Origin of the sequence: Paraburkholderia sp. A1BS-2L (genome assembly GCF_051125205.1) — a bacterium.
Lineage (GTDB): Bacteria > Pseudomonadota > Gammaproteobacteria > Burkholderiales > Burkholderiaceae > Paraburkholderia.
Genome location: NZ_CP120429.1, coordinates 1,906,296 through 1,918,046, shown reverse-complemented (window position 1 = coordinate 1,918,046; position 11,751 = coordinate 1,906,296). Strand labels below are relative to the sequence as shown.

Annotated in this window: 9 protein-coding genes; 2 read left to right on the top strand and 7 right to left on the bottom strand. The window is 62.3% G+C overall.

Annotation, left to right across the window (positions count from 1 at the left end; all coding sequences use genetic code 11):
* Positions 1–186 precede the first annotated feature (186 nt).
* Entirely contained in the window at positions 187–1,140 is a 954-nt protein-coding gene (locus P5W98_RS23585; RefSeq protein ID WP_421025702.1) for a LysR family transcriptional regulator, read from the bottom strand.
* A 193-nt stretch (positions 1,141–1,333) separates the two neighbouring features.
* Between P5W98_RS23585 and P5W98_RS23580 the strand changes: the two genes are divergently transcribed.
* Positions 1,334–2,539 (top strand): sugar transporter, encoded by a 1,206-nt coding sequence (locus tag P5W98_RS23580; protein WP_421025703.1) that lies wholly within the window; start codon positions 1,334–1,336, stop codon positions 2,537–2,539.
* 22 nt (positions 2,540–2,561) lie between these two features.
* Here P5W98_RS23580 and P5W98_RS23575 read toward each other — a convergent pair whose 3' ends face one another.
* The 6 genes from P5W98_RS23575 to P5W98_RS23550 form a co-directional block, all read right to left on the bottom strand.
* The gene (locus P5W98_RS23575; protein ID WP_421025704.1) at positions 2,562–3,734 is read right to left on the bottom strand and encodes an NAD(P)/FAD-dependent oxidoreductase; all 1,173 of its coding nucleotides are present in this window, start codon (positions 3,732–3,734) and stop codon (positions 2,562–2,564) included.
* A 22-nt stretch (positions 3,735–3,756) separates the two neighbouring features.
* Positions 3,757–5,256, bottom strand: coding sequence for an L-piperidine-6-carboxylate dehydrogenase (amaB, locus tag P5W98_RS23570; RefSeq protein ID WP_421025705.1), 1,500 nt, complete (start codon positions 5,254–5,256; stop codon positions 3,757–3,759).
* A gap of 359 nt (positions 5,257–5,615) precedes the next feature.
* On the bottom strand, positions 5,616–5,915 hold the full coding sequence (gene fliT, locus P5W98_RS23565; protein WP_421025706.1) for a flagellar protein FliT: 300 nt from the start codon (positions 5,913–5,915) through the stop codon (positions 5,616–5,618).
* A 14-nt stretch (positions 5,916–5,929) separates the two neighbouring features.
* Positions 5,930–7,519 (bottom strand): flagellar filament capping protein FliD, encoded by a 1,590-nt coding sequence (gene fliD, locus P5W98_RS23560; RefSeq protein WP_421025707.1) that lies wholly within the window; start codon positions 7,517–7,519, stop codon positions 5,930–5,932.
* Positions 7,520–7,684: 165 nt separating this feature from the next.
* Positions 7,685–9,139 carry a flagellin gene (locus tag P5W98_RS23555; protein WP_421025708.1) on the bottom strand — a complete coding sequence of 485 codons (1,455 nt, stop codon included), beginning with the start codon at positions 9,137–9,139 and terminating at the stop codon, positions 7,685–7,687.
* A 345-nt stretch (positions 9,140–9,484) separates the two neighbouring features.
* Positions 9,485–10,870 (bottom strand): sialidase family protein, encoded by a 1,386-nt coding sequence (locus tag P5W98_RS23550; protein WP_421027022.1) that lies wholly within the window; start codon positions 10,868–10,870, stop codon positions 9,485–9,487.
* Between the two features lie 462 nt (positions 10,871–11,332).
* Here P5W98_RS23550 and P5W98_RS23545 point away from each other — a divergent pair, with 462 nt between their 5' ends.
* On the top strand, positions 11,333–11,551 hold the full coding sequence (locus P5W98_RS23545; protein WP_421025709.1) for a DUF4148 domain-containing protein: 219 nt from the start codon (positions 11,333–11,335) through the stop codon (positions 11,549–11,551).
* The last annotated feature ends 200 nt before the right edge of the window (positions 11,552–11,751 follow it).

The following is an 11,751-nucleotide window of genomic DNA, read 5'->3' as shown; positions in this document are numbered from 1 at the left end:
TGAACCTGTGGCCGCAGTGCGACCGGGTTCAACATCGTAATCGGGTCCATGTACCCGAATATTGACGAGCCTCTACCTCATCGTGAATGAGCGTGAACTACTGAACGACTCCATTGCGGTACGCACGCGGGTACGTAGCCAAGGAAAACCGGCGACCAAAACCAGGATTCGGCCACCGCCCTTACCCTACGCCGCCCGCGAGCAATGATCCGGCATCCGCAGCGCCGCCTCGTCGGCCATGAGCGCCTGCGGAATGAACTCCTTGAGAAAGTCGACGAAAGTTCTGATCTTCGCGTCGAGATATTGCCGCGATGCATACATCGCATACACCGTGAGCTTCTGCAGCAGATAATCGGGCAATACCCGCAGCAAAGAACCACTGCGCAGCGCAGGCACCGCGCTCGACATGGGCAACGACCCAATCCCCGCGCCCTCGCGCAATGCGCCGGCGAGCGCGTCCGCAACATTCACCTGAAACGTCGAGGGCGGCAATTCAAATGTTTCCGCGCCGTCCGGCCCTTCGAGATGCCAGCGATCGCGCGGGAAAACCGGCGTGATCAACTGAAGACATGCATGGTCCGCCAGCTCGGCGACACTGTGCGGCGCGCCGCGCGCGCCCAGATAGCCGGGCGAAGCGCACAGCACGCTATGCACCCAGCCTAGCGTCTGCGAAACGAGCGCCGAGTCGGGCAGTTCCGCCGAACTCAGTTGAAGCGTCACGTCATACCCTTCGTCGAGCAAATCGGGAACGTGCTGCGAGAGCGTGAGTTCCACCGCTACCGAGGGATAGCGCTTCTGGTACTCCATGATGGCGGGCACCAGATAAGCCTGCCCGAAGCTCGTAGTGGCATGAACCCGCAGCCTGCCGGACGGCAGCGCTTGCGCGTCGCCCGCCTCGGCTTCGGCCTGATCGATGTACGCGAGAATCTGCTCGCAGCGCCGCAAATAGCGCTCGCCGGCTTCGGTGAGCGCGACGCGGCGTGTGCTGCGATTGAGCAGGCGCGCTTGCAGATGCGTTTCGAGGCTCGCCACCGCGCGCGACGCAAATGCGGTCGTGATGTCGAGGCGGTGGGCGGCAGCCGTAAAGCCGCCTTCTTCGGCAACGCGGACGAAGATCCGCATGCAGTTGAGCGTATCCATCTGATGAAAGAAACAGGGTGGGCGTGGGGGCCGGATTTTCCAGACCCCGGCGATTTGACACCGGCAAGCTTACCATTCATGCCCGCACGGCGGGCCGGATCGCGCCGTGCCTCACCGCCGCCGCACGCGCTCCGGAGTATACGACTCAATACGCGCGATAATTCGCCTTCGTCGTTTTTTGTCCGATCCGGGTATGTCCAAACCTGAACTGGCGCCCGCCGAACACGCCTGGTGGGGTGTGGTGGCATTGGCGCTTTCCGCCTTTATTTTCAATACCACCGAATTCGTGCCCGTCGCGCTGCTCAGCGCGATTGGCGACAGCCTTCACATGCAGGCCACCAACGTCGGCCTCATGCTGACGATTTATGCGTGGACGGTGGCCGTGGTGTCACTTCCGCTGACCGTGCTCACGCGCGCCGTCGAGCGCCGCAAGCTGCTGACCGGCGTGTTCGTGCTGTTCATCGTCAGTCACATCGTCACTTCGATCGCCTGGAACTTTCCCGCGCTGATAGCGGGCCGATTGGGCATTGCCTGCGCGCACGCGATCTTCTGGTCGATCTCGGTCTCGCTCGTGGTGAGGATCGCGCCGCCATCGAGGAAAGGCCAGGCGCTCGGCCTGCTCGCCATGGGCACCTCGATTGCCATGGTGGCCGGCATCCCGCTCGGACGCGTCATTGGCGAGACGCTGGGCTGGCGCGTCACGTTCCTCGCGATTGCGGGCGCGGCGGCCATTGTCTTGCTGATGCTGCGCGCCACCGTGCCCCAGCTTCATAGCCTGCAATCGGGTTCGCTCAGGAACCTGCCCACGCTATTCAGAAAGCCGACGCTCGCCCTGCTCTACCTGATCACGATTCTGGTCGTCTCCGCGCACTTTACGTCGTACACGTATATCGAGCCCTTCGTGCAGGCCGTCAATCACGCGAGCGAAAGCCGCATTACCTATATTCTGGTGTTGTTCGGCAGCGCCGGCATTCCCGCTGCGATTTGCTTCAACCGCATTTTCCCAAGGTATCCGAAACAATTTTTGCTGGCGTCGATCGTCACGCTAGCCTCGTGCCTGCTGGTCCTGTTTCCGTGCGCGCTCGGCATCGTCACGCTCTCCGTGCATACCGTGGTCTGGGGCGGCGCGATCGTGTGTTTCGGTCTGGCGATGCAGGCCTGGATCCTGAAGCTCGCGCCCGAAGCAACGGATCTCGCCGTGTCGATCTATTCAGGTTTGTATAACGTGGGCATTGGCGCCGGCGCGCTGCTTGGCAACCATATCGCCCACGATTTCGGGCTGCCGTGGACCGGCACGTTTGGCGGCCTCGTGGGCGGGCTGGGCGTGGGAGTCTGCTGGCTGGCGTTGCGCTTCAAGCACCAGGAAGCGTCGAGAAGCGCCAGCCAGCCAGTCCAGTAAGGAAGGGTGAAATACGCCCGAATTACACGACGTTCTTTTCGACGATGGGACGATTCTCCAGCACACGGTCCCAGCTCAGGGAAGACAGATCGAGGCTCGCGTACTTGCCGCCGATAATGAGCTCGCTCACGCCGCGCCCCGTCGCCGGCCCCTGCTGCAAGCCGTGGCCGCTATAGCCATTGGCGAACACGCAGTTTTCGATCGCCGGGTGATAGCCGATGATCGCGTTGTGGTCGAACACGTTGTATTCGTAGTAGCCGGACCAGCAATGCTCGACGCGCAGCGCCTCGAATTCCGGCACCCGGTGCGCGAGCGTCGGCCAGATGACTTCGTCGAACAGATTGTGATCGACTTCGTCGAGCGGCAGATCGTTCGGGTCGTTCTCTTCGCCCGGCGAGGTTCCGGTGATGTACGTCATGCCTTCGGGTCGGAAGTAAACGCCGGTGGGATCGATCAGCAGCGGGCTATTCGCAAGACGCGCCGGCGACGACACATTGAAAATACTGCGCCGCCGCGCATACACCGGAATGTCGATGCCCATCATTTCGGCGATGCGGCGCGCCCATGCACCCGCGGCATTCACGAGCGTATCGCAGGCATAACGCTCGCCGTTGCTCGCCAGCACGTGCGTGACCTTGCGGCCATCGAGCTCGAGACCATGCACATCCGCCGCCACGTAGCGCGCGCCCAGCGACTGCGCCTTCTTGCGCAGCGCCTGCACGAGCCCATAGCCGTCGAACCAGCCTTCGCCGCTCACGCCATAGGCGCCGGCGGCAATATCGTCCACGTTCAGCCACGGAAACTTTTGCTTGAGCGCGTCCGGCGAGAGCAGCGCGATATCCGCGCCCAGGCGCGTTTGCAGCGCGTGGTTCTCGCGCAGCGTGGCCTCGCCCGAGGGCGTGGCCAGAAACAGATAGCCGCCCTCGTGCAGGTCGATGGACGGCTTGTGGCCGTCCACCGCGAGACGCTCGCCGATATCGCGAAGAAATTCGATGCCGTACAGCGACATCTGAATCGACAGCGGCGTGGAGAACTGCTGCCGGATCGAGGCCGCCGACAACGCCGACGACGACCTCGCATAGCTCGGATCCCGCTCGATCACCGTCACGCCTGTCGTCGGGTCCGTTGCGCGCAAGAAGTACGCAATAGAGCTACCGATCACCCCGCCGCCAACGATTACGACTTTTGCGCTCACGACTCGCTCCAGATTGCGTTTTTTAGTCGATGTTGAAGTCGATGCCTTGTGCGAGCGGCAGCGCCGACGAGAAGTTCACGGTGTTCGTCGCGCGCCGCATATAGGCCTTCCACGCGTCCGAGCCCGACTCGCGGCCGCCGCCGGTTTCCTTCTCGCCGCCGAATGCACCGCCGATTTCCGCGCCGCTCGGGCCAATGTTCACATTGGCAATGCCGCAATCGCTGCCCGATGCCGAAAGGAAACGCTCGCTTTCGCGCAGATCGGTCGTGAACACGCACGACGACAGGCCGTGATGCGCGGCGTTGTTGGCTTCGATGGCGTCCTCGAAACGGCTGTACTTGAGCACGTAAAGAATGGGCGCGAAGGTCTCGGTGAGCACGACCTCGGTTTGCGCGGGCATCTCGACGATGGCCGGGCGCACGTAGAAGCCCTTCTCGTTGCCCGCGACCACGTGGCGCTCGCCGCCGAAGACCTTGCCGCCTTCGCTGCGGGCCTTTTCCAGCGCCGCCTGCATGCGATTGAACGATTGCTCGTCGATGAGCGGCCCCATCAGCGTGCCCTGCTCCAGCGGATTGCCGATCGAAACCTTGCCGTAGAACGTCTTCAGGCGCTCCACGGTCTGCTCATAAACGCTTTCGTGAACGAACAGGCGGCGCAGCGACGTGCAGCGCTGGCCCGCGGTGCCGACCGCCGAGAACAGGATGCCGCGCAGCGCGAGCTCCATGTCGGCGGTGCCCGAAACGATGCCCGCGTTATTGCCGCCGAGCTCCAGAATCGTGCGGCCAAAGCGGCGCGCGACTTCCACGCCCACCGCGCGGCCCATTTCGGTGCTGCCCGTGGCGCTCACGATATTCGAGCGCGGGTCGGCCACCAGCTTCGCGCCTACGTCGCGCCCGCCGGTCACGAGGCTCGTAAGCCCCTCGGGCGCGCCGCCGAATTCCTTGAGCGCGTCCTGCAGAATCTTGTCGACGGCCAGTGCGGTCAGCGGCGTCTTTTCCGAAGGCTTCCAGATCACCGCGTTGCCGCACACCAGCGCGAGCGCGGCATTCCAAGACCACACGGCTGCCGGAAAATTGAACGCCGAGATCACCGTGCACACCCCCATCGGATGCCAGCTTTCGGCCATGCGGTGGCCGGGGCGCTCCGAAGCGATGGTCAAGCCGTACAGTTGACGCGACAGGCCCACAGCGAAGTCGCAGATGTCGATCATCTCCTGCACTTCGCCCAGCCCTTCCTGAAGGATCTTGCCGGTTTCGAGCGTGATGATGGCGCCCAGCGCGGCCTTGCGCTCGCGCAGCTTGTTGCCGAGCACGCGCACCAGTTCCCCGCGTCGCGGCGCCGGCACGTTGCGCCAGGTCTTGAATGCCTCGTGCGCCTTCGCCAGCGCGGCGTCGGCTTGAGCGACGGACTGGCTCGCCACGCGGCCAATCAGTTCGCCATTGATGGGTGAATGCACGGCGATGTCGCCGGCCTCGGCGAGATGGGAAATGCCAAGTTCCGAAAGGATGGTGGATGCGTTCACTGGGAGACCTCGTCGATGTTTCCGATAGGAAATATTGTTGCTGAAACAGACTATACACGCAGACCGAAGCCCCGGCAATGCTCCAGGCAAGCCAAGCCGCGGCCGCGGTTTGCAAGAAAATTTCGCATCGGAAACTGATGTGTTTTGAAGATGCAGTGGCATTGTCGGCAGCCACCGGACCGGTATCAACCGATATCTATGCACGACCTGATGCGCTTTAGTCATCAAGCCCGGGGAAGTGGGGAATTCAACGAGGTGTTGCGAGGCGGGCGAGGTATCGGGAGATACCCCATTGGCGGAGCGGGGGACGAATTGGGGCCGACGGGGGCCGATCGGGGCGGCAGTCGCCGCCCCCTCGCTCAGAACTGAGCGATGCGCTGATACTGATTGGCGTTGCTAGTGGCCTGCATGGCCGTGCGGTATTCCGCGCTCAAGGACTCCTGGGCAGCTTGCGCGGCTTGTGCGATGCGCAGGTCGATCGCCTGGATTTCCCGCAGCATGGCGAGCGCATCGGCTGACTGCTGCGCGGAAAGCGCCATCAGCAGCGGCGAGCGCTCGCCCGCGAGCTGCGCGGCGCGCTCCCACTCGCCCACGGCGGCCGCCTGCTCGATGTCTTTCGTGAACCGCTGGATGCGTTCGATCTGGGCCAGTGCTTGCATGACCGGTGACCTCGTCAGTTCTTGTTGGTGGCCATCGCGCCCGCGCTGTTCTGGCCGCCGAATAGCTGGGTGAGATATTGCTGGTTGTTGCTCATCGTCGCCATCAGCGTATTGAGCGCCGTGAATTGCGCGGTGTACATGCTGGTGAGCTGTGACTGATACGTCGCTAGCGACGACTGCTGCGACGAGAGATTCGTGAGGTCCGTATTGAGCGCCTTGGTGCGCGTCTGGATCGCGCCGCTGCTCGACAGATAGCTCGTGATATTGGTGTTCAGTTGCGCGGCCACGCCATTGGTCGAGCTGAACAGCTTGGCCAACGTGGCCTGGTTGTTCTGCAGCGCGCTGCTCAGCGTGCTGCTGTCGACCGCGAGCGAACCGTCGGCGTTCAGCGTCACACCGATCGTCGCGAGACTCGTGGTCGTGTTGCCGTTCTTCACGCCGGTTGCGACGATCGAGGCCAACTGGTTGCGCACGAGGTTCAGCGTCGAGTCGCCGAGCAGCACGCCCTGCGAAGTCGCGGTCGAGCTGTACGCGGTAAGCGTGCCCATGGTCGTCACGAGCGTGTTGTAGAGCGTGACGAAATTGTTGATCGCATTCGACTGCGAGCTCGTGTCCTGCGCGATCGTGAGCGTTTGCGGCGATGTACCCGTGGTGTCCACCGATGCTGCGCTCAGGCTCAGCGTGACGCCCGCAAGCGCGGTAGTCACCGAGTTCGTCGCGTTGGTCACGCCGGTGCCGTCGAGCGTGAAGTACGCATCCTGCGCGGCGGTGGTCTGGCTCCAGTTGGGCGTGGCCGGCGAGCCGGAAGTCTGCACGTTGCTGAGCGTCGACTGGTTGGCCGTGAGCTGCGCACTGGTCGCGCTCGCGTTGCCGCTAAGCGACGTGCCGGCGTTGCCGGTAACCGCCAGGCCGTTCAGCGGGTCGCCCGTGGCCGTATCGCTGACCTGAATGCTGATGGCGTTCTGCGATCCGGTGGCATTCGCGTGCAGCACGAGGTGCGCGCCATCGGCGCCGTTCACGACCGTGGCCGTCACGCCGGGATTGTTGCTCGCGCTGTTGATCGCCGCCGCAATGCCGGAAACCGTGCTGTTGCTGCTGTCCAGTGAAATCGTGGTGCTCGCGCCGCCGATCGAGAGCGTCATCGTGCTCGGCACCGAAGCGAGCGGCTGGCTTGCGCCGTAGCCCCTCGACGTGAGGACCTGCGCGGTCGCGATCTGCGCGACGTCGATCGAATACGTCCCCGCCACCGCTCCGCTGGCCGCCGTGGCCGCGATGCCCGTGCCGCTCGTGCTCGCCTTGAAGGCGTTGACGGTCGTGCCGTCCGAGAGCGAAGTGAGGCCCGCCTGCAGCGCCGAAAGCGCAGCCGAGAGCGTGCCGTATGCGGAGATCTGCGTGTTGTCCAGTTGCGCCTGCGAAGACAGTGTCGCCGCCTGGCCCGCGATCTTGCTATTGACGAGCGCCGTGACGAGCGAGCTCACGTCCATCGACGAATTGCCGGTCGAGCCGCTGATGACCGACTGCGCGGCTTGCTGCAGCGCGCTATTGGCCGACGCTGCGGCGCTGGAGGCCAGATTCGCGTTCGAGATACCGGATACGGTGGACATGAAGGGGCTCCGTGCGTCGGCGATGCCGGGTGGATCGGTTCAAGTACGGTTCAGGTTTAAAAACGCCAAACGGGAGGTTGTCCTCCCGGTTGGCAAGCGCCGCGCGCCCCGGGTATGGCGGGCGGAGCGCGCGGCGCGTACTGCTTGACTCACATGAAGCGCTTGTTACTGCAGGAGCTTCAGGATCTGCTGCGGCTGCGAGTTTGCTTGCGCGAGCACCGAGATGCCGGCTTGCTGGAGCACTTGGGCCTTGCTCAGGGCGGCCGTTTCTGCCGCGAAGTTGGCGTCCTGGATCGACGATTGTGCTTGCGACAGGTCGGTCGACTGGGCTTGCTGCGCCGTGCTGATCGCCGTGAAGCGGTTTTGTGCGGCGCCAAGCGTTGCCTGAATGTTGTTGACCGTGTTCAGCGCGTCGTCGATCGACTGAATGGCCTTGTTCGCGCCCTGGACCGTGCTGACGTCGACCTTGTCGACGGTTTGCGTCGTGGCGGACGACGCGACCGAGAACTTCGTATTGCCGGCAGTCGGCGTGCCGAGTTTTGCAGCGGCCGGAGTCGCCGGATTATAAGCTGTAGCGCTAGTGAATTCCTTCGTAACGACATTGCCGGACGCGCTGAGCTGGTTGCCGTTCTGATCCCAGAACGTATAACCGTAGTTACCGTCCGACTTCACCGTAATCGACGTGACGTCGCTCGACTGCGGACTGGCCGAGCTATCGAGACCCGTCGATGCATTAAGATCGAAGCCCGACAGCGTACCGAGCGTCGTGCCGTTAGCAAGGGGGCTGCCTGCGGTCAGCGCCTGAGCGTTCACCTTGTCGATTTCAGTGGCCACGGTTGCCGGATCGATGTTCGAAGCAGCCTTGATCTTGATCTGGCCAGGCGTCGTCGTCGTGTCGAACATACCCGAGGTTGAGAACGACACGGCCTGCCCGTTCTGATCGGTCACCGAGAAGCTGCCCTTGCCGTCCGAAACGAGGTTCAACTGCGTAACTTCCGTACCCTTCGATGCAGCGTTGGTGCCATCGCTCGCGGCTTGCCAGACGTTGCCGTTCGAGTCGAGCGAAACCGCGAGCGAGGCGATCGTGTCACCCGCCTTCACAACGCCGCCGCCGAGCGACGATGCCGCAACGCCCTGCGAGAGGTTCAGGCTGATCGTCTGGCCGACGTTCGCGCCCACCTGGAATGACACTGCGCCGAGCGAACCGTTCAGCACGTTCATGCCGTTGTACGTCGTTTGCGACGCAATACGGTTGATTTCCGAAACCTGCTGCGACACTTCCTGCTGCAGCGCCTGACGGTCCGTATCGGTCATGCCGCCGTTCGTCGCTTGCACGGCCAACTGCCGAATCCGCTGCAGACTATTCGTCAGCGACGACAAACCGCTCGATGCCGTTTGCACCATCGACACGCCGTCGTTCGAGTTCGACACGCCCTGGTTCAGACCGTTGATCTGGGTCTGCATGATGTTCGAGATCGCAAGACCCGCTGCATCGTCCGCTGCGCTGTTGATGCGCTTGCCCGACGAGAGGCGCGTGATCGCTTGCGACAGCGCGCTGCCCGAGCCGGTCAGGTTTTGTTGCGCGACGAGCGAGTTGATATTGCTGTTGATTCCGAGCATGGAAATTCTCCTGATTGGGACTGAGCCCGTTTGCGCCACGGCTGCCGTGGCGTCGGCGGACTGTCAAACGCGTTGTTTCGACCGCCATGTTTGGGGTAACGACCGCCCACCAGGGAACTTTAGAGGGACATATGCAAAAAATCTGATCTTATGCTCAATCAGGGACATGACAGACACGCGGGAAATGGCCGCCGAATAGCCGAAAACAAATGCCAAATAGTTGATTTTTTTGGAATAATCAATCCGGCGTTTCAGTCCATGCCCTTCAAGCCATCGTTGGCGCGCGCGAATCCGCGCGCCCTGAAAGGGTCGCGCGGATCCGGCGCAATTGACTAGTCGAGCGATTTACGGCGCTGGCGCTACAAAGACATCGGTGGGATTGCTTGCATTCCCGGTCGTTTGCACGAAGAACGGCACGAACTCCGTATCGGTTGCACCCAACCCTTCATAATCCCCGATAAAGTACCCTTCGGCATAAGGCGCGGTTTTCATATCGAAGGACCCCGCGATATGCAATTCATTGCCGAAATTCTGGCCCCCGCGCGGCGAGGTGATGCGCCAGTAATCCGTCGGCAGCGTGGTGTCCGTGGACTTGAGCGTGCGGAAGTCATAGTACGTGACGGCCACCACGCCCGCAGGGTTGACCCGCACGGCAGGATTGAATGCGGGTCGGCCCGAAGGCGTATTCACCCGCATGGGCGCGCTCCATGTCTTGCCACCATCAGCGGACGTCGATAGCGCCACCTCGTCGTACTTCCCGCCATTGAAGCGCGAATCCTGCCAGACGACATAAAGCCGCCCCGTCGCCGGATCGATCGCCGGTTCGGGAATGATGTCCCCGGTGCGTATCGGCGTGCCGGAATTGGGATCAAAAACCGAAACCGTTTGCAGCGTCGAAATGATCTGAGGTTGGGTCCACGTGGCGCCATCGTCGGTGGATTTGATGAACGCTACCCTGCCTGCCCCCTGGTTGAATGGCGGCGTGATCAGATCGAAAAAGTCGTAGAGCGTCCCGTCCTGCTGATTGACCACGATCTGATTGCCGATCGTCTGCTGCCGCGAGGGCACCTTCACGATTTCCGCGGCGGTACTCCAGGTCTTGCCGCCATCCACGGTCTTCGAGAACAATGTCGGGCCGCGGTAAGCGGCCGTATGGAGATTCGCGTAGGGGTTGCCGTTCGGCAGTTCGAGCCGGTCCCATACCGCATACGCCACGCCGGCCTTGATCGGATTCGCAGTCACCGATTCCTTGTCGTTGAAGTACTGCAAGGTAGGCTCGTTGTTGGCGATGATCACGCTGAGGTTTCCCCAGGTCTGACCGCCATCGCTGGAAACCGCTGCGGCCACGGCATTGCTGTTGTTGGAGTTGTTGAACGAGATGGAGACGGCATAGGCGGTGCCGTCGGGGCCGATGGACACCCATGGGTCAGAGGCGCGCTCGTATCCGAGCCCGTTCGCACATGCGCTAAAGGGCAAGGACGTTTGCCCCCAGGTGTGACCGCCGTCGAAGGAGAAGCCGGCAACGAGGCCATGAGAGCCGCCGTCCGACCAGCGGTCCTGCTGCCACGCGCCGATGAGGTTGGACGAGTTTTTCGGGTTGACGGCCACCCACGGCTCGACCTCGCTATTCACAAAGACAGTGCTGCTCGATGATCCGCCAATGGTGCACGTGGCAAAGGGGCTTGGACCCGAAACCAGTGTGGGACTGGCCGAGGCCGGTGCGCTAACCATGAGCGTGGCAGCCGCCGAAACGCCGAGCAGCACGGCGCAAGACTTGTTGCGATGCATGAAAGGACTCCTTATTTCTATGCGGCCCGCAACAGCCATGGGCCGTCAGCACGGGTATCGCCAGCGCGACGGTCACGCAATTGCACCACCTGCTATCAGCCTTTTCCCGCTGGCTACCTAGGTCACACCCCTTCGATAACGCCGTACTTCGGCTCCATCGATCTGCAGGAAGTGCATTTGAATTTAGATCACACGAAAGCGGTTAGACTGAAATTTTTTGTAACAAATCGGATCAGTCGCTCCTCATGCAACGTTTGGGAACGTAGCGGCCCGGGCACTTTTACTCCGGCAGGAACAGTGAATTGAGGCGCAGGGCATTTATTACCTCACCGTCCAATCCTAAGCTTCACTCAACGACCGCCAGACAGGCCGGTCGCTTCGCTCCATGTTCCCGAGGTAGTCGAAATGAAAACCCTGATTCAAGCCATCGCTGTCGCATCGGCTCTCGCCGTGCCGGCACTCAGTTTCGCCGCGCAAACCCAGCCGCTGACCCGCGCGCAGGTTCGCAACGAGTATGTCCAGCTCAAGCAAGCCGGATACGAAGCGACCGACTACAACTACGAGGCCAGCATGCGGGCCGCAGAAGCGAAACTCGCGCATCAATCGGAAGCACCGGCACATTGAGGCTCCCTTTTCACGCTTCGCGCTCCCCGTGAAGCGCGTCAAAACCGATGAATGATCCCGGGGCCGACAGCAAATCTCGTCGATCCATGAATTATTTCGAATAACTAATTTACTAGTACAGATGCGTTACGCCGCCGCGATCCGGCGCACATCGCGGCGGGAAATACCGTGACGCTTCGCGATCAACGCGCCAACCGGAA

Coding starts and splice junctions, on each gene's coding strand:
- P5W98_RS23585 (WP_421025702.1), bottom strand. CDS start 1,140: ATGGATACGCTCAACTGCATGCGGATCTTCGTCCGCGTTGCCGAAGAA.
- P5W98_RS23580 (WP_421025703.1), top strand. CDS start 1,334: ATGTCCAAACCTGAACTGGCGCCCGCCGAACACGCCTGGTGGGGTGTG.
- fliT (WP_421025706.1), bottom strand. CDS start 5,915: ATGCAAGCACTGGCCCAGATCGAACGCATCCAGCGGTTCACGAAAGAC.
- fliD (WP_421025707.1), bottom strand. CDS start 7,519: ATGTCCACCGTATCCGGTATCTCGAACGCGAATCTGGCCTCCAGCGCC.
- P5W98_RS23555 (WP_421025708.1), bottom strand. CDS start 9,139: ATGCTCGGAATCAACAGCAATATCAACTCGCTCGTCGCGCAACAAAAC.
- P5W98_RS23550 (WP_421027022.1), bottom strand. CDS start 10,870: ATGGTTAGCGCACCGGCCTCGGCCAGTCCCACACTGGTTTCGGGTCCA.
- P5W98_RS23545 (WP_421025709.1), top strand. CDS start 11,333: ATGAAAACCCTGATTCAAGCCATCGCTGTCGCATCGGCTCTCGCCGTG.